A 17323-nucleotide genomic window follows, 5' to 3' on the forward strand; every position below is an offset into this window, starting at 1 on the left:
TTTCTCCGGGGACATAAGCTGAGGTCATGACGAGCGGCAAGAGCGGCACCGGTGGGCGCACCGGCGCCACGGAGACCAGCGGCAGCGGCGATATCGTCCGCACCCTCGAACTCCTGTGGGACACCGGCCGACGGCCGAGTCGCGGTCCCAAACCCGGGCTGACCCTGGACCGGATCGTGGAAGCGGCCGTCCGGGTCGCGGACACGGAGGGCCTGGACGCCGTGTCCATGCGCCGCCTCGCCGCCGAACTCGGCACCGGTGCCATGTCGCTGTACCGCTACGTCCCCGGCAAGGCCGAGCTGCTCGACCTGATGCTGGACCGCGTCCAGCGCCCCTCCGAGAACCCCGCCGACCTCGGCGACGGCACCTGGCGTTCCGCACTGGAGGCCCTGGGCCGCGCCACCCTCGCCCTCTACCGCCGCCACCCCTGGCTGCTCCACGTCAACCAGGCCCGCCCGATCCTCGGCCCCAGTGCCCTCGACGGCCTGGAGAAGGTCCTCTCCCGCATCAAGCCCATGGGCCTGACCGACCCGGAGCTGGTCTCGGCGATCATCATGGTCGACTCGTACGTCATCGGCGCCGCGCGCACCCAGGTGTACCAGGAGGAGGCCGAGCACCGGTCGGGCCTGACGGACGCGGAGTTCTGGCAGGCACAGGTGCCCGTCCTGGAGAAGGTCATGGCCACCGGCCGCTATCCGGTCATGGCCTCCCTCGCGGACGACACCTGGAGCGCCGACTTCGACCACTTCGAGTTCGGCCTGCAACGCATCCTCGACGGCCTCGAGGTGCTGGTCGCACAGCGGGGCAGCGAGCAGTCTTAGCTAACCCTTGCGCCGCAGCACCCGGAAGCCGAGCAGGACGGCACAGGCGACGACCACCGCGAGCGCCCCGGTCCGGGCCGAGAAGCCCCCGCCCTCATCCTGGCCACCAGCACTCGAACTCCCCTTCCCGGACGGCGACTTCGACTCCGACGACCCCCCGGGCACATCCTCCGGCTCCACCGAACTCCCCTCCCCCTCACTGCCGTACATGAGCTTCGTCCCGTCGGCGGAGTAGGTGACGGACTCCCCCTGCCCCAGGAACGGCACGCTGAGCCGCCCGGTCCGCTCGATCTGCCCGCCGTTCCAGTCGTACGCGATACCGCCGAAGTAGCTGCGTACGGCGAGTTGTTCGCCGTCCGGGGACAGCGCGGCGTCGGTGGCCTCCAGTTCGGGGACGGCGGCAATGGGCTTGAAGACGTTCGTTCCGGAGGAGGACAGCTTCGCCGGCCCCTCGTACAGGTGCCCGCCCTCCTCCTTCTTGTCGATGACGTAGACCCGCCCCGTCTTCGGATGCACGACGAGCGACTCGGCGTCGCGGGCGCCGTCGGAGTACTTCACGACGTACTGCGTGGCCCGCACGGTCCGGTCCTGGAGCTCCTTGGGCTCGGGCAGCTGGTAGATCCAGACGTGGTCCCAGGTGCCGCCGAGGTTGTCGCCGATGTCGCCGACGTAGATCTGGTTGCCCGGGCCGATCGAGACGGCCTCGACGTCACGGGGCGTTCCGACGCCGGTCAGGGTGAGGGTGGCGACGGTCTCGCCGGTCGAGCTGTCCACGGCGTACAGATAGGCCCCGTCGTCGCTGTCGTTGTGGGTCCAGTAGACGCCCGGGTGCTGACGCGATGCAGCCAGCCCGCTGGACTCGGTGATACGCGGGTCCTTGATCGTGAACCCCTCGTCCCCGTCGGCGGCGAAGGCGGACGGCACGGCGAGCGCACCCGTGAGCAGGACAGCGGCGAGAACGGCGAAGGATCGGCGCATGCCCCAAGCCTGCCATCCCGCACGCCTGTTCTGGGCGCGTGGCAGGCTTCACACCCCACCGGCCCCGCCGATCATCCATCATGAGCGGATGCTCAGGTTCATGCCCGTAGGCGACTCCATGACCATCGGCAGCGCGGGCGAACACACCTGGCGTTACCGAATGTGGCGCCACCTGTGCGCGACGTACGGCGGCCCGTTCGGGATCGTCGGCCCGCGCGAGACGCTGTACGACAAGGCCGCCGACGCGCCGACCTCGTACGCCTACGCGGACCCGGACTTCCCCCGTTCCCACCTGGCCGGCTGGGGCGAGGGCTGGCTGCACATGGCACCGCTGATCGGCGAGACGGTGCGGTCGTGCCGCGCGGATGTGCTCCTGGTCTCCTTGGGCCTGATCGACCTGGGCTTCTATACGAACGCGGAGCAGACGGCGGAGAACGTACGGGAGTTTGTGGCGCAGGCGCGGTCGGCAAATCCGCGGGTCCGCATGGTCGTACTCCCGGTGATCCCGAACGTGCGGGCAGAGTCGGACGCGTTGTTCGCCGCCGAGGTCACCCGCTTCAACGAACTGCTGGCGAAGACGATCGCGGACCTGGACGAGCCACGCTCCCCCCTGCTCCTGGCCTCCCCTCCCCCCTCGTACGACATCCACCTCGACACCTACGACGGCACACACCCGAACGCGAACGGCGAGCACAAGATCGCGGCGACGTTCGCGGACACCATGCACCAGGCGTGGGGCGTGGGCGACAGCTACGGCGCCTGACCGCCGACAGCCCACACGAGGAACCCGGCACGGCCCCGCCCACCGCACCCCGCAGATGATGGGAGGATCTGTGCCACCAGCAGGCTCCGCCACCTGGGCTTTTCTCCCGCTGGGTGACACAAATCTGCCAATCCCTGTTCCAGCGCCCGCCCTCGAACCGGCCCCGGCGTGCCCGCGCGCACCCCGGCGACGATCGCCCGCCACGGTCGGCGTGCGGGACGGCGTCGAGGACGCTTACCGGGGTCTGCTGTCCAGGCAGCAGCGGACGAAGTCCTGAACGACGGGGTTGGTGTCGTCGGCGGGGGCCCAGGCGACGCCGACCTGACTGGGGCTGACGCCGATGACCGGGCGGTAGGTGATGCCGGGGCGGGCGTAGTAGCGGGCGGCGGATTCGGGGGCGAGGGCGATGCCGTAGCCGTTGGCGATCGCGCTGAGCCATTCGTCGGGCTGGTCGGTGACGGCGCCGATGCGGACGGGGTGGCCTTCACGTTCCTCGGTGGCCAGCCAGTAGTCCCGCCATCCGCCCGATTCGGGCGGGGCTGCCACGAACGGCTCGTCCCACAGGTCCCGGAAAAGGATCGCATCGCGCTCGGCGAAGGGGTGCGCCGTGGGGAGCACAACACACCGAGGCTCGGTGAACAGCACCGCCACCCGCAACGCGTCCTGGCCGGGGAAGGGCAGCCGCACCAAGGCGGCGTCGACGTCCCCGTCGGCGAGCCCGGCGGACGGGTTCGACCAGGCGGCCTGCCGCATGTCGGCCCGCCAGCCCGGCCGGCGCCGGGAGAACTCCGCGACGATGTGCTGGGTCGCCTCGTTGGCGGCGCTGGCCAGGAAACCGACCCGCAGCACACGAGCCGCCCGGCTGGCCGTGCCCTTCGTCTCCCGCAGTATCCGGTCCCACTCGGCCAACAGCACAGGCACCCGCTCCGCCAGCACCCGCCCCGGCTCGGTGAGCGCCATTCCCGCCCTCGACCGAGTGAACAGCGGCACTCCGACCCGAGCCTCCAGCTGCTTGATCTGCTTCGTCAGCGCCGGCTGGGACACGAACAGCCGCTCCGCCGCACGCGTCAGACTCCCCTCCTCCGCCACGGCGACGAAGCAGCGCAGCAGCCGGGTGTCGACATCCATACCCAAAGGTTATAGACGCAGGTATTGGACGCCAAGCGCACGTTCCGGTGAGGCTTGACGTAGCGATCGGGTCGCGCCTCGCCCACGCTCACCACCTGCTTGACCGAGAGGGAAGGCACATGTTCACCGCCTACCTGCTGATCACCCTCATCACGATCGCGGCCAACGCCGGGATCGCCGTCGCGGACCTCTCGAGGGCCAGGTTCGTCCTCGCCAACTCGGCCGAGGTAGGTGTCCCGGAGTCCTGGATCCCCTGGCTCGCGGCACTCAAGGCCTCCGGCGCCGCCGGACTCCTGCTCGGCCTCCTGGGCGCCCGGTTCCTCGGCCTGGCCGCCGCGCTGGGACTCACCCTGTTCTTCATCGGCGCCATCGCCGCACACATCCGCGCCCGCGTCTACTACAACATCGCGTTCCCGGCCGCCTTCTTGACCCTGGCCACCGCATCCCTCGCCCTGGCGGCCATCGCACGATAGCCGCCACACAATTGGCCGCTTTGGGTCACCAACAGCCCACCCCACCTGAGCTTTCCGCGCCCCAAGGTGAGCCAAAGCGGCCAATTACCGGCCCGGCCCACTGGTCCGACACCCTTCCGCACCCCCACCCACCGGAATCCGCGCAGCGTAAGCGGAGCGCCCTTTACTCGGCTCACGGAAGCACGACACTGACCAAGAAGCGGGCGGCCCCCACGGTCACCGTCGGACGCCGGACACCCGTCCCACCACTTCCCGCAACAGCTCCCCATCCACGAACGGCATGTCAGCCGTAGGCACCGACCTCCAGCCCAACGGCCACGTCGTTCCCGTCAGCGCCGGCACACCCACGTACGCGAGGCTCCGGTCACCCCGGGTCAGGGTGCGGATGGCCGGCGGCCACTTGAACGAGGACGCGGTTTGCGGGGCAACAGGAAGTACACGCTCCGCTCCCCTGCCGCCTCCATCACGATCGGGCCGGCATTGAAGTCCGTACAGCACATCATTTCCGACGCGATCCGTTCAGCGAGCTTCCCCCTGATCCGAACGGCGTCGAAGTGGATACCGGCGTGACAGAGGGCGTGCCCTCTGGCGGGGATCCAGGAGTGGATCCGCGGGGAGTACGTTTCGGCGTTCATGACGCAAACGATTCCCTGCGCTCACATACTGTGACCAGAGGTACGCAAGGTCGGTGCGGGGCTGTGCACTTGGGGAGGTCGTTGTGCACTGCGGTGATCGTGGATCGGAGTCCTTCGGCGCGCTGCTGCGGTTCTTCCGCGAGCGGTCGGGGATGACGCAGGAAGCGTTGGGGAAACACGTCGGCTACTCCAAGTCGCAGGTGGCGATGGTGGAGCGGGGCGAGCGGTCCCCCAAAGGGCAGTTGGTCGAGATCGCAGACCAGGTGCTCGGTGCACAGGGTGCACTACTGGTGCTGGCGGAGAAGGAGTTCGGAAGCGCGGGGCTCCGCCCGTGGACGGAGGACTACTTGGCGGAGGAGAAGAAAGCCGCCGCTCTGCACGTGTACCAGACCCATCTGATCCCGGGTTCGCTCCAGACGGAGGCGTACGCACGGGCCGTCTACGCCTCCAACCGCTACCCCACCCTGGACGACGAAGAAATCGAGAAACGGGTGGCCTCCCGCGTGGAACGCCAGCGGCTCTTCGAGCGCAAGCCGACGCCGAGCGTCAGCTACGTACTCGAAGAGAGCACGCTGACACGTCCGTTGGGCGGCGAAGCCGCGCTCAAGGAGCAGCTGCACCACATCCTCGACATCGGCGAACTCCGCAACGTCGAGATCCAGGTGATGCCGCACGACCGGCAGGTGCACGCGGGGCTGAACGGCGCCATGATCTTGTTGGAGACGGCCGAGCGACAACTGCTCGGCTATATCGAAGGCCCGAGCGGCGGCTACTTCGTCGGCGAACAGCCGGACGTGGGAGACCTGTTCGGCAAATATGGCATTCTGCGGGCTCAGGCCCTCAGCCCCGAGGAGTCCACGAAGGTGATCGAAGAGGTGGCGCGGAAGCTATGAGCACGGACCTCGACTGGTTCAGGAGTAGCTACAGCGGCGGCGAAGGCGAATGCGTCGAGATCGCGCTGAAGTGGACCAAGTCGAGCTACAGCGGCAGCGGGGGCGGCGAATGCCTAGAAATAGCCCCCACCCCCACCACCATCCACATCCGCGACTCAAAGACCCCCACCGGCCCCACCATCACCCTCTCCTCCCCCGCCTGGACCGCCTTCCTCCCCCATGTCACGGCGTAAACCTCACGAACAGCCCCGCCGCGAGAACCGCTGCTGCACATGTCTGGAAGGCTGCCTGGACATCCGGCTCTGGTGGTCGACCGTCACCGCGCCCTGCCGTGAAATCGCCGCGCTGACGGCGTTGTTGACCCTGTTCGGGACCGCACCCGGCGTCGCCGACCCGGCTGCCCCCACGCCTCGGGGTGCGGCCGCGCGCGACCTCTACTCAGCCGTCGCGCGCTACCGCTACGAGATCAGCCCGAAGCTGCCCGCCCGTTGCCCGTACACGCCCACCTGCTCGACGTACGCGATCAAGGCGCTGCACACGCACGGGGCGCTGCGCGGCGGCCTGCTGGCGGTGCGCCGCCTGCTGCGCTGTACGCCCGAGCGGGCGCGGCGGCGGGGCGGGCTGGACCCGGTGCCGCCGGCGCGGTCGCGGTAACTCCTTGCATAGAGCGAACTCCAAGCCGTTGGCTTGACCCCCATGAAGTACACGCAGCTCGGACGCACCGGACTCAAGGTCAGCCGACTGGTCCTCGGCACGATGAACTTCGGACCGCAGACGGACGAAGCGGACAGTCACGCGATCATGGACGCGGCGCTGGACGCGGGGATCAACTTCTTCGACACCGCCAACGTCTACGGCTGGGGCGAGAACAAGGGCCGTACGGAACGCATCATCGGGAACTGGTTCGCCAAGGGCGGCGACCGGCGCGACAAGGTCGTCCTCGCCACCAAGGTGTACGGGAACATGGGCCTGGACGACAACGAGCCGTGGCCCAACCACAACAAGCTCTCCGCGCTCAACATCCGCCGGGCCGTGGACGCCAGCCTGAAGCGGCTGCAGACCGACTACATCGACGTCTACCAGTTCCACCACATCGACCGGGCCACGCCCTTCGAGGAGATCTGGCAGGCCATCGACGTCCTCGTCCAGCAGGGGAAGATCCTGTACGTCGGCTCCTCCAACTTCCCCGGCTACAAGATCGCCCAGGCCAACGAGATCGCCGCCCGCCGCGGCGGCACCATCGGCCTCGTCAGCGAGCAGTGCCTGTACAACCTTGCCGAGCGTCGCGCCGAGATGGAGGTCATCCCGGCCGCGCAGGACTACGGCCTCGGTGTCATCCCCTGGTCGCCGCTGCACGGCGGCCTGCTCGGCGGCGTGATCAAGAAGGAGGTCGAGGGCGGCCGACGCGCTTCCGGGCGGGCCGCCGACACCCTCGCCGACCCGGCCGTACGCGCGCAGATCCAGGCGTACGAGGACCTGCTCGACAAGCACGGCCTGGAACCCGGCGAGGCCGCCCTCGCCTGGCTGCTCACCCGCCCCGGCGTGACCGGCCCGATCGTCGGCCCGCGCACGGCGGAGCAGCTGACGTCGGCCCTGCGTGCCGTGGAGCTGGAGCTGTCGGAGGAGCTGCTGACCGGGCTGGACGAGATCTTCCCGGGACCGGGACCCTCTCCAGAGGCGTTCGCCTGGTAAGGCACAGCACTGCACGGGCGTGGCGGCGGCCTACCCTCCGAACGCCGCCGCCACCGCAACCACCACAAACATCAGCACAAGCGCACCGGCCATGATCCGGTTCCGGGTTTTCGGGTCCACGTATCGAGACTAACCGGCGCCGCCGAGCGGCCAGCGGCCGACCGCCTCGTACCGGGGCTGCTCGGCCGGCACCCCGGACTTCGGCAGGTTGCTGCGCACCAGGACCAGCTCGTCCACCGTCCAGGTACGGCTCCCGAACCCGGCCAGCGCGTCGACGTACGCCCGCACGTTCACCCCGTACCGGCTGCGGGCCACCGTCAGGTGGGCCTTGTAGCGGCGGTGCTCCCCCATCGGCACACCCGCCTTCCGCGCGGCCGCCTCGGTGCGGTCGGCCAGCAGCCCCAGCGTCACCAGATCACCCTCGGCGCCCGCCCACAGCGCCCGCCCGTGCCCGAACTGCCCGCCCCCGCGCAGCGCCAGCGGGAAGGCCGGCGTGCGGTGCGCGGCCCGCTCCAGCCGCGCCGACAGTTCCGGTACGAGGTCGTCCTCGACCTCCCCGTAGAACGCGAGCGTGAAGTGCCACCCGGGCCGCCCGGTCCAGCGCAGCCCGTCCGCGCCGGGCAGCTTCTTCAGCTCGGCCACTTCCGAGGCGAGCTCATGGACGACCTCGTCGGGCGGCAGCACGGCGGCGAAGAGTCTCATGAAGCCAGTCTGCCTCGCGTGTCACGAACTCCGTCGTGCCCTCGTCACCGTACGTATCGTTGTACTGCGCGGCTGCATTCGTGGGAGCGGCAGCCGGGGAGGAGCGCCACGATGACCGTCCTTGAAGACAGGATCGAGATGGCCGAGAGCAGCGGCGAACTCACGCTCGACATGATGTTCGAGTGGCTGGAGAGGATGCCCGTCCCCGAGGGATACAAGGTCGAGATCGTCGGGGGGAACATCTTCATGTCGCCGCAGCGGGACACGCACTGGGAGATCATCGCGGCAATCTACGACCAGTTGCGCACCAAGTACCCCCGGCAGCGCGTGAAGTCCGGCGTCCGTATCGACTACCCGGGCCACCTCAACGGCTTCGCCTCCGATGTCACCCTGATGACCGAAGGCGCCGAGAAGCAGTCCAACGGGCTGTGGCGCCACGAGGACGTCGAGTTCGTGGCCGAGGTCATCTCCAAAAAGACCGCCGCCAACGACTACGGCCCCAAGAAGGACGCGTATGCCGCCGCCGAGGTGCCGGTGCACCTGATCGTCGATCCGTACACCGGCCGCTGGCACCTGTACACGCAGCCGAAGGACGGCGAGTACCGGGGCGAGCTCAGTTTCGACTTCGGAGACGGGATCGACCTCACCGGCACAGTCGTCGGCCTCGTCCTCAAGACCGACGAGTTCCCCCGCGACTGACGCCGTCGGCCCGCCGCGTCACGCCGCCGTCGCCAGCTCCTCCCGCTGCTCCCGGGGAACGAACCGCACCCGCGGATGCCCCGCATTCCACCCCACCGACAGCCGCAGGCCACCCGCGCGGGCCAGTATCAAGCCGATCACGACGGCAGCCAGCGCGGCCACCGCACCGCCGGCCGCAAGACCGACCCTCGCACCGTACGTGTCCGTGATCCACCCGACGATCGGCGCGCCCACCGGCGAACCGCCCAGGAACACCATCATGTACAGGGCCATCACCCGCCCCCGCATCGCCGGATCCGTGGCCATCTGGATGCCGGTGTTGGCGGTGACGTTGACCGTCATGCCGAAGAGGCCGAGCGGGATCATCAGCAGGGCGAAGAGCCACAGCGACGGGGTCACCGCGGCCACTATCTCCACCGTGCCGAAGACCAGCGCCGCCGCGGCCAGGAGCCGCAGCCGGGCCGTGCCGCGTCGGGCGGCGAGCAGGGCACCGGTCACCGAGCCGACCGCCATCAGCGTGTTGAACAGGCTGTACGTGCCCGCGCCGACGTGGAAGACCTCGTCCGCGAAGGCCGACAGGTAGACCGGGAAGTTGAAGGCGAACGTCCCTATGAAGCCGACCAGCACGATCGGCCAGACCAGCTCGGGGCGGCCGGCGACATAGGCCAGGCCCTCGCGCAGCTGTCCCTTGCCGCGCGGGGCGCGCTGGACGGGGTGCAGTTCGCGGGCGCGCATCAGCAGCAGGCCGGCGATGGGGGCGACGAAGGACAGGCCGTTGAAGAGGAACGCCCAGCCGGTGCCCACACCGGTGATCAGGAGACCAGCGACGGCGGGGCCGATCATGCGGGCGGACTGGAAGTTGGCGGAGTTCAGGCTGACCGCGTTCTGGAGCTGGTCGGGGCCGACCATCTCGGAGACGAAGGACTGCCGGGCCGGGTTGTCGACGACCGTGGCGAGACCGACGGCGAAGGCGGCGACGTAGACGTGCCAGACCTCGACATGGCCGGTGATCGTGAGGAACGCCAGCGCCAGACCCGTCATCGCCATCGCGGTCTGGGTGACCAGCAGGGTGGGGCGCTTGGGGAGGCGGTCGACGAGGACGCCGCCGTAGAGGCCGAAGAGCAGCATCGGCAGGAACTGCAGCGCCGTCGTGACGCCGACGGCCGTCGCGGAGCCGGTGAGGCTGAGGACCAGCCAGTCCTGGGCGATGCGCTGCATCCAGGTGCCGGTGTTGGAGACGACCTGGCCGATGAAGAAGAGGCGGTAGTTGCGGATCTTCAGCGAGCTGAACATCGAGGACTTACGGGTGTCCTCCACGGGGTCTTCGGGGGTGTCGTGGGTGGCTGGTGCGGGGGTGGAGTGTGCTCCGGGTCCCGAACTCAAAAGGGTTCGCCTCCTCCGGTGGTGCGGTTACAGATGTGCGAGCTTCTCCAGTACGGGGGCGGCGGCGCGCAGTTTCGCCCACTCGTCCTCGTCGAGGTCCTCGACCAGCGAGGCCAGGAACGCGTTCCGCTTGCGGCGGCTCTCCTCGAGCATCGCCTCGGCCCGCTCGGTCTGCGTGACGACCTTCTGGCGCCGGTCCTCGGGATGCGGCTCCAGCCGGACCAGTCCCTTGGCCTCGAGCAGCGCCACGATGCGGGTCATCGACGGCGGCTGCACATGTTCCTTGCGGGCGAGCTCGCCCGGGGTGGCCGTGCCGCAGCGGGCCAGGGTGCCCAGCACCGACATCTCGGTGGGGCTCAGCGACTCGTCGACCCGCTGGTGCTTGAGCCGACGGGACAGCCGCATCACGGCGGAGCGAAGAGAGTTCACGGCGGCCGCGTCGTCGCCATGGGTAAGGTCCGGCATGTTCTTTAGGGTAACTCATTACCCTAACTAAAGACCAGTGGCGACACGCACAGGTGCCCGTGATCCCCGCCACTGAAACCGGATCATCACCCGTACGAGTGAGTCACTTCCGGAAAGTGACGCACCACTGGGTCGCCTTGCAACCCTCGTGTCCATGGGGACCAGTGTGCTCAGCCTGCGGATCGACGGGGAGCTGCTCGAACGGCTCCGGGATCATGCGGCGAAAAGAGGAATGAGCGTCCAGGACTATGTGATCCGGACGCTCATTCGGGACGACTTCGACGAACGCTTCAAGTCGGCGGTCGAAGAGACGGAGAGGTTCTACGGGGTCACCTGACGGCCCCCGTGCGGCATCAGGTCAGACCCAGTGCCGGCATCAGGTAGTAGAAGGCGAACACCGCCGCCACCACGTACATCGCCGCCGGGACCTCCCGGCCCCGTCCGGCCGCCAGGCGCAGGACGACGAAGGTGATGAAGCCCATGCCGATGCCGTTGGTGATCGAGTAGGTGAACGGCATCATCAGCATCGTCACGAAGGCCGGAACGGCGATCGTGTAGTCCGCCCAGTCGATCTCCTTGACCGAACCGGCCAGGATCAGGAAGCCGACCGCGACCAGCGCGGGGGTGGCCGCCTGGGACGGGACCATCGTGGCGACCGGGGTCAGGAACAGCGCCACGGCGAACAGCGAGCCGGTGATCACGTTCGCGAAGCCGGTCCGGGCGCCCTCGCCGACGCCGGCCGTGGACTCCACGAAGCAGGTGGTGGCCGAGGAGGAGCTGGCGCCGCCCGCGGCGACCGCGATGCCGTCGACGAAGAGAACCTTGTTGATACCGGGCATCTGGCCCTGGGCGTCGGTCAGCTTGGCCTCGTCGCTGACGCCCATGATCGTGCCCATGGCGTCGAAGAACGTCGACAGCAGGACCGTGAAGACGAACAGGGTGCCGGTCAGCACACCGACCTTGGCGAAGCCGCCGAACAGGCTGACCTCGCCGATCAGGCCGAAGTCGGGGGTGGCGACCGGGTTGCCGGGCCAGGTCGGGGTGGTCAGGCCCCAGGAGGGGATGTCCGCGACCGCGTTGATGATCACCGCGAGGACGGTCATCGCGACGATCGAGATCAGGATCGCGCCGGACACCTTGCGCACGATCAGCGCCAGCGTGAGCAGCACGCCGAGGATGAAGACCAGGACCGGCCAGCCGTTGAGGTGACCGGTGGCGCCGAGCTGGAGCGGGACCGTGGTCTGGGCGGCGTCCGGGATACGGGAGACGAAGCCGGCGTCGACGAGGCCGATCAGCATGATGAACAGGCCGATACCGATGGCGATGGCCTTGCGCAGGCCGTAGGGCACGGCGTTCATCACGCGCTCACGCAGGCCCGTGGCGACCAGCAGCATCACGACGAAACCGGCGAGCACCACCATGCCCATGGCGTCCGGCCAGGACATCCGCGGGGCGAGCTGGAGCGCGACGACCGAGTTCACGCCGAGACCGGCGGCCAGCGCGATCGGCACGTTGCCGATGACACCCATGAGGAGCGTGGTGAACGCCGCCGTCAGGGCCGTCGCGGTGACCAGCTGGCCGTTGTCGAGCTGGTTGCCGTACATGTCCTTCGCGCTGCCGAGGATGATCGGGTTCAGCACGATGATGTAGGCCATGGCGAAGAAGGTGGCGAAACCGCCGCGGATCTCGCGCGGCAGCGTGCTGCCCCGCTCGGAGATCTTGAAGAAACGGTCGAGTGCGCCGTATGCGGGCCTGGCTCCCGGCTGTTCAGGGGCGGGGACCTTGGCGGGGGCCGAGGTGGGCATGTTTTTGGTGGTTCCTACGAAGAGAAGTGGTCAGACACAAACCGTTTCAGTATGAACATATGAAGCCGAGATCGGCCATCTCCGCGCGTAGACCTGATCGCCTCGTAAGCTGTCCTCCATGGCGAAGTGGACCCCCAAGCACGAGGCACCGGAGCCCCTGGAGGGCCCCGTCGTCGGCACCATCACCGGCGGCACGATCGTCTGGTTCGTCCTCTTCCTGGTGCAGCTGCCGTTCTACGGCTGGTTCGACGACCACGGGCACACCTGGTGGCTGTGGACCTGCCTGGCCGGCGGAGGGCTGGGGCTGCTCGGCATCTGGTACGTCCGCCGGCGGGACGCGGCGATCAAGCGGTCGGCGCGCGAGGAAACCCCGGCGACACCCTGAGCCCCCCGTACGCCCAGGGCACTACGGCAGTCCTCCCGTAGTCGGATCTTCCGCCCACTCCGGGGGTGAAGCCCCACATCCGCACGTACCGTCGAATGCATGACGCACATCGACGCGGACGCCGAGCTCGGTCCCGCGCACCCCGCACCCGTGCCGTCGGTGACGACCGGGCTGACGGCCGCCGAGGTCGCCGAGCGGGTGACGCGCGGACAGGTCAACGACGTACCGGTGCGCAGCAGCCGGTCGATGGCCGACATCATCCGCGCGAACGTCTTCACCCGCTTCAACGCGATCATCGGCGGGCTCTGGGTGATCATGCTGTTCGTCGCGCCGATCCAGGACAGCCTGTTCGGCTTCGTGATCCTCGCCAACACCGGGATCGGCATCATCCAGGAGTGGCGGGCGAAGAAGACCCTCGACTCCCTCGCCCTGATCGGCGAGGTACGGCCGACCGTGCGACGCGAGGGGGTCACCGCCGAGGTCAGTACGTCCGAGATCGTGCTGGACGATCTGATCGAGATCGGGCCGGGGGACAAGGTCGTCGTCGACGGGGTGTGCGTCGAGGCCGACGGGCTGGAGATCGACGAGTCCCTGCTCACCGGTGAGGCCGATCCGGTCGTCAAACGGCCGGGGGACCAGGTCATGTCCGGAAGCTTCGTGGTCGCGGGCGGTGGCGCGTTCCGGGCGACCAAGGTGGGGCGTGAGGCGTACGCCGCCCAGCTCGCCGACGAGGCCTCCCGCTTCACTCTCGTCCACTCCGAGCTGCGCTCCGGGATCTCCACGATCCTCAAGTACGTGACCTGGATGATGGTCCCGACCGCGATCGGCCTGATCATCAGCCAGCTCGTGGTCAAGGACAACGACCTCAAGGACTCCCTCGCCCGCACGGTCGGCGGCATCGTGCCGATGGTCCCGGAGGGGCTCGTCCTGCTCACCTCCGTCGCCTTCGCGATCGGTGTCATCCGGCTCGGCCGGAAACAGTGCCTGGTGCAGGAGCTGCCCGCGATCGAGGGCCTCGCCCGCGTCGACACCGTCTGCCTGGACAAGACGGGCACCCTCACCGAGGGCGGCATGGACGTCACCGCGCTGCGCCTGCTGGACGGCCACGACGAGACCTACGTACGGCAGGTCCTCGGCGCCCTCGGCGAGTCCGACCCCCGGCCGAACGCCTCCCTCCAGGCGATCATCTCCGCCTACCCGGACGGCGAGGAGTGGCGCGTCACCGAGGCGCTGCCCTTCTCCTCCGCCCGCAAGTACAGCGGGGCGTCCTTCAGCGAGGGCAACGGCGAGGCCAGTACGTGGCTGCTGGGCGCCCCCGACGTGCTGCTCGCGGAGGACGATCCCGCCCTCGCCGAGACCGAGCGGCTGAACGAGGAGGGCCTCAGGGTCCTGCTGCTCGCCCGCACCTCCGGCGACCTCGACTCCCCCGACGTCACCCGGGACGCCAGGCCCGCCGCCCTCGTCGTACTGGAGCAGCGGCTGCGGCCGGACGCCGCCGACACCCTGCGCTACTTCGCCGAGCAGAACGTCCGCGCCAAGGTCATCTCCGGCGACAACGCGGTGTCGGTGGGCGCGGTGGCGAGCAAGCTCGGGCTCGACGGCGGCACGGTCGACGCCCGTCGGCTGCCCGCCGACCGGGACGGCATGGGCCGGGCCCTCGACGAGGGCACGGTGTTCGGGCGGGTCACCCCGCAGCAGAAACGGGACATGGTGGGGGCGCTCCAGTCCCGCGGGCACACGGTCGCCATGACCGGCGACGGCGTGAACGACGTTCTCGCCCTGAAGGACGCCGACATCGGGGTCGCGATGGGCACCGGCTCGGAGGCGACCCGGGCGGTGGCGCAGATCGTGCTGCTGAACAACAGCTTCGCCACCCTGCCGTCGGTGGTCGCGGAGGGCCGGCGGGTGATCGGCAACATCACCCGGGTCGCCACGCTGTTCCTGGTGAAGACGGTCTACTCGGTGCTGCTGGCCGTCCTGGTGGTGTGCTGGCAGGTCGAGTACCCGTTCCTGCCGCGTCATCTGACCCTGCTGTCGACGCTGACGATCGGTGTCCCGGCGTTCTTCCTGGCCCTCGCGCCCAACAAGGAGCGCGCGCAACCCCACTTCGTGCGGCGGGTGATGCGGTACGCGATACCGGGCGGGGCGCTGGCCGCGCTGGCGACCTTCGGGACGTATCTGATCGCCCGTCAGTACTACACCGGTCCGGGCGCGTTGGACGCGGAGACCAGCGCGGCGACGCTGACGCTGTTCCTGATCGCGATGTGGGTGCTGGCGATCATCGCCCGGCCGTACACCTGGTGGCGGATCGGGCTGGTGGCGGCGATGGGGGCGGGGTTCCTGGTGGTGCTGGTAGTGCCGTGGCTGCAGGAGTTCTTTGCGCTGAAGCTGGTGGGCGTGACGATGCCGTGGATCGCGGTGGGGATCGCCGCGGGTGCGGCGGTCGCCCTGGAGTTCCTGTGGAAGTGGGTCGACCGCCGGGTTCCCGCCTAGGGCCCGCCCAGGGCCTAGTTCACGTCGACGTAGTCACCGGCCACGGTGGCCGGCGCGGTGCTGGTGATACCGGCGTAGGTGAAGCGCCAGTAACCGTCGACCGAGGCCTTCACCGTGGTCTTCAGGGCGCCGCCCGCCGCGGTCTGGATGCCCTTGACGTTGGTGTAGTTGGTGGTGCCCGCCTTGCGGAACTGCAGCACCACCTTCTGGCCGCTGGGCAGACCGACGTACGTGCCCGTCTCCCAGTTGGCGCGGGTCAGCTTGCCCGTGATCGTGAGGGTCGCGTCCTTCTTCACCGGCTCCGGCGAGGCGTTGACCGTCAGCTTGGAGTTGCGCTGCACCAGTGTGGTGCCGAGGTCGCCCTGGTCGGCGTACCCGACCTTGGTGATGTCGAAGTTCTCGCCCGCCGGGTCCTGGCCGTTGTACGCGATGGCCAGCGCCGCGCCCTTCCAGGTGCCGGCGTCGGTGTTGAGCAGGTCGCCCTCGCCCGGGTAGACGTCGATCTTGCCGGTGCAGGTGGCGGTGGTCGCCGTGGCGGTCGTGCAGGTGGCCGGGTTCACGCCGAACAGGGTGGTGTCGGGCGTGGCGAACGCGCCCCGGTAGAGGTAGGGGCCGGTCAGGAAGTCCTGCGCGGTGATGTCGACGTCCGCTCCATGGGTCAGCGTGTAGGTGACCGTCGTGGAGTAGTGGCCGGTGGTGCCGACCTTGACCGCCTTGGCGATCTTGAAGTTGGAGAAGGAGGCGTCCAGGGCGTACGGCTCGTCCTGGGCGGCCTTGGTGCTGAACGCCGTCGCACCGGAGGGGGCGTGGGCGGCCTGGCGGATCTTCGCGACGGCCTCGCGGTAGTCGGCGCCGAAGACGCCGGAGACATCGGCGGCCTGAGCGGCCGGTACGGCGAGGGCGGAGAGGGCCAGGGCGCCGGTCACGGCGGCGACGGTGGCTCGTATACGCATGCGTTCCCCAGTGAGTGGTCGTGGAGCCTGTTGGCTCACCTGATCAGATAGGCGAACGCCGGTAACGGTTGCTCCGGCAGGGAAAGTTGGGAAAAAAGCACCCGGCCCCGGATGGCTTCCGGGGCCGGGCGTCGGGTGATGCGCCTGCTGCTTACTGCACGTCGATGTAGTCGCCCGCGGCGTTGACGGCCGCGGTGCTGGTGATGCCCGCGTAGCTGAAGCGGTAGTAACCGTCGGCGGAGGCCGTGACGGTCGTCTTCAGCGCGCCGCCCGTGGCGGTCTTGATGCCCTTGACGTTGGTGTAGGTGCTGGAGCCCGCCTTGCGGAACTGCAGCACCACGCTCTGGCCGCTGGGCAGGCCGGAGTAGGTGAGGGTCTCCCAGTTGGCGCGGGACAGCTTGCCGCTGACCGTGATGGTCTTGCCCTTCACCACCGGCTCCGGCGAGGCGTTGACCGTCAGCTTCGACGCGCGCTGGACCTTGTGGGTCTTGTAGTAGTCGTTCCAGTAGATCTCGCCGTCGTTGGAGAGCACGCCCGCCGTCACGTGCCAGTTGCCGGCCAGCGAGTTCTTGAGCAGGTCGACGTAGGTGTCACCGGTGATGGTGAGCTTGCAGGTCGACGTCGTGGCGCTGGAGGCGGTGCAGGTGGCGGCCTCCTCGTTCGGGCCGAGGTAGCCGTCGACGTCGGTTTCGACGTCGGTGCCGTGCCACAGGTCGATGTAGGCGTCCGCGATGCCGCTCTCGTGGGTGGCGGTCAGGGAAACCGTGAAGGTCTTGACGGTGGTGGTGCCGAACACGAGGTTCTTGCCCGCGTTCACCGTCACGTTGGAGACGGTGGGCACGGCGGCGGCCGTGCTGAACGCCGACTTGGCGGAAGAGGTGCCGAAACGCTCGGCAGCGCTCGGCCGGTCCAGGCTCGCGGCATCCCGCGAGTCGGCCTGCGCGAACGGCACGGCGAGAGCGGACAGGGCCAGGGCGCCGGTGACGGCGGCCACGGTGGCTCGTATGCGCATGTGTTCCCCACGTGGAGAGGGGCCCCGACTGTGGTCGTTCCCT

General features: G+C 69.0%; 19 protein-coding genes. 11 read left to right on the forward strand and 8 right to left on the reverse strand.

The genetic code is table 11. The features are described from left to right. Positions 1–26 precede the first annotated feature (26 nt). A complete protein-coding gene (locus tag ACFV7R_RS21035; RefSeq protein ID WP_385265483.1) occupies positions 27–821 on the forward strand; it encodes a TetR/AcrR family transcriptional regulator in 795 nt (264 codons plus the stop codon). Here ACFV7R_RS21035 and ACFV7R_RS21040 read toward each other — a convergent pair whose 3' ends face one another. After that, positions 822–1799, reverse strand: coding sequence for a WD40 repeat domain-containing protein (locus tag ACFV7R_RS21040; protein WP_385265485.1), 978 nt, complete (start codon positions 1797–1799; stop codon positions 822–824). 88 nt (positions 1800–1887) lie between these two features. On the opposite strand from ACFV7R_RS21040, the gene ACFV7R_RS21045 reads away from it, so the two are divergent. Further along, the gene (locus ACFV7R_RS21045; protein WP_385265488.1) at positions 1888–2562 is read left to right on the forward strand and encodes an SGNH/GDSL hydrolase family protein; all 675 of its coding nucleotides are present in this window, start codon (positions 1888–1890) and stop codon (positions 2560–2562) included. Positions 2563–2796: 234 nt separating this feature from the next. Here ACFV7R_RS21045 and ACFV7R_RS21050 read toward each other — a convergent pair whose 3' ends face one another. Continuing rightward, positions 2797–3690, reverse strand: coding sequence for a LysR family transcriptional regulator (locus ACFV7R_RS21050; RefSeq protein ID WP_385265490.1), 894 nt, complete (start codon positions 3688–3690; stop codon positions 2797–2799). Positions 3691–3809: 119 nt separating this feature from the next. Here ACFV7R_RS21050 and ACFV7R_RS21055 point away from each other — a divergent pair, with 119 nt between their 5' ends. The 5 genes from ACFV7R_RS21055 (at position 3810) to ACFV7R_RS21075 (ending at position 7383) form a co-directional block, all read left to right on the forward strand. Beyond that, complete coding sequence (locus ACFV7R_RS21055) at positions 3810–4163, forward strand: DoxX family protein (RefSeq protein ID WP_385265492.1); 354 nt, start codon at positions 3810–3812, stop codon at positions 4161–4163. Between the two features lie 718 nt (positions 4164–4881). Further along, on the forward strand, positions 4882–5691 hold the full coding sequence (locus ACFV7R_RS21060) for a helix-turn-helix domain-containing protein (RefSeq protein ID WP_385265495.1): 810 nt from the start codon (positions 4882–4884) through the stop codon (positions 5689–5691). Continuing rightward, a complete protein-coding gene (locus ACFV7R_RS21065; protein ID WP_385265497.1) occupies positions 5688–5924 on the forward strand; it encodes a DUF397 domain-containing protein in 237 nt (78 codons plus the stop codon). The genes ACFV7R_RS21060 and ACFV7R_RS21065 overlap by 4 nt, the downstream gene beginning before the upstream one ends. Continuing rightward, the gene (gene yidD / locus ACFV7R_RS21070) at positions 5911–6345 is read left to right on the forward strand and encodes a membrane protein insertion efficiency factor YidD (RefSeq protein ID WP_385265499.1); all 435 of its coding nucleotides are present in this window, start codon (positions 5911–5913) and stop codon (positions 6343–6345) included. Before ACFV7R_RS21065 ends, yidD begins: the two co-directional genes overlap by 14 nt. Before the next feature lie 42 nt (positions 6346–6387). Continuing rightward, positions 6388–7383, forward strand: a complete 996-nt coding sequence (locus ACFV7R_RS21075) for an aldo/keto reductase (protein ID WP_385265502.1) — start codon at positions 6388–6390, stop codon at positions 7381–7383. 129 nt (positions 7384–7512) lie between these two features. Here the strand turns inward: ACFV7R_RS21075 and thpR are convergent, their stop codons facing one another. Continuing rightward, positions 7513–8085, reverse strand: a complete 573-nt coding sequence (gene thpR, locus ACFV7R_RS21080; RefSeq protein WP_385265504.1) for an RNA 2',3'-cyclic phosphodiesterase — start codon at positions 8083–8085, stop codon at positions 7513–7515. A gap of 111 nt (positions 8086–8196) precedes the next feature. Between thpR and ACFV7R_RS21085 the strand changes: the two genes are divergently transcribed. Continuing rightward, entirely contained in the window at positions 8197–8784 is a 588-nt protein-coding gene (locus ACFV7R_RS21085; RefSeq protein ID WP_385265506.1) for a Uma2 family endonuclease, read from the forward strand. Between the two features lie 18 nt (positions 8785–8802). Here ACFV7R_RS21085 and ACFV7R_RS21090 read toward each other — a convergent pair whose 3' ends face one another. Together ACFV7R_RS21090 and ACFV7R_RS21095 are read right to left on the reverse strand one after the other, a co-directional pair. Beyond that, positions 8803–10167, reverse strand: a complete 1365-nt coding sequence (locus ACFV7R_RS21090) for an MFS transporter (protein WP_385265508.1) — start codon at positions 10165–10167, stop codon at positions 8803–8805. Between the two features lie 27 nt (positions 10168–10194). After that, a complete protein-coding gene (locus ACFV7R_RS21095) occupies positions 10195–10632 on the reverse strand; it encodes a MarR family winged helix-turn-helix transcriptional regulator (protein ID WP_129803609.1) in 438 nt (145 codons plus the stop codon). Between the two features lie 148 nt (positions 10633–10780). On the opposite strand from ACFV7R_RS21095, the gene ACFV7R_RS21100 reads away from it, so the two are divergent. Beyond that, entirely contained in the window at positions 10781–10969 is a 189-nt protein-coding gene (locus ACFV7R_RS21100) for a ribbon-helix-helix protein, CopG family (protein WP_129803610.1), read from the forward strand. Between the two features lie 16 nt (positions 10970–10985). Here the strand turns inward: ACFV7R_RS21100 and ACFV7R_RS21105 are convergent, their stop codons facing one another. Further along, positions 10986–12437 carry an NCS2 family permease gene (locus ACFV7R_RS21105; protein WP_385265510.1) on the reverse strand — a complete coding sequence of 484 codons (1452 nt, stop codon included), beginning with the start codon at positions 12435–12437 and terminating at the stop codon, positions 10986–10988. Between the two features lie 118 nt (positions 12438–12555). Here ACFV7R_RS21105 and ACFV7R_RS21110 point away from each other — a divergent pair, with 118 nt between their 5' ends. Further along, a complete protein-coding gene (locus tag ACFV7R_RS21110) occupies positions 12556–12822 on the forward strand; it encodes a DUF2530 domain-containing protein (RefSeq protein WP_129803612.1) in 267 nt (88 codons plus the stop codon). A gap of 99 nt (positions 12823–12921) precedes the next feature. Then, positions 12922–15315, forward strand: coding sequence for an HAD-IC family P-type ATPase (locus tag ACFV7R_RS21115; protein WP_385265513.1), 2394 nt, complete (start codon positions 12922–12924; stop codon positions 15313–15315). Between the two features lie 14 nt (positions 15316–15329). On the opposite strand, the gene ACFV7R_RS21120 is transcribed toward ACFV7R_RS21115, so the two are convergent. Then, entirely contained in the window at positions 15330–16268 is a 939-nt protein-coding gene (locus tag ACFV7R_RS21120; protein ID WP_385265515.1) for a hypothetical protein, read from the reverse strand. Positions 16269–16419: 151 nt separating this feature from the next. Beyond that, positions 16420–17280: a DUF5707 domain-containing protein gene (locus tag ACFV7R_RS21125; protein WP_385265517.1), complete on the reverse strand. Its 861-nt coding sequence runs from the start codon at positions 17278–17280 to the stop codon at positions 16420–16422. Positions 17281–17323: the final 43 nt, after the last annotated feature.

This window comes from Streptomyces sp. NPDC059866 (assembly GCF_042731325.1).
Classification (GTDB): Bacteria; Actinomycetota; Actinomycetes; order Streptomycetales; family Streptomycetaceae; genus Streptomyces; species Streptomyces flavusporus.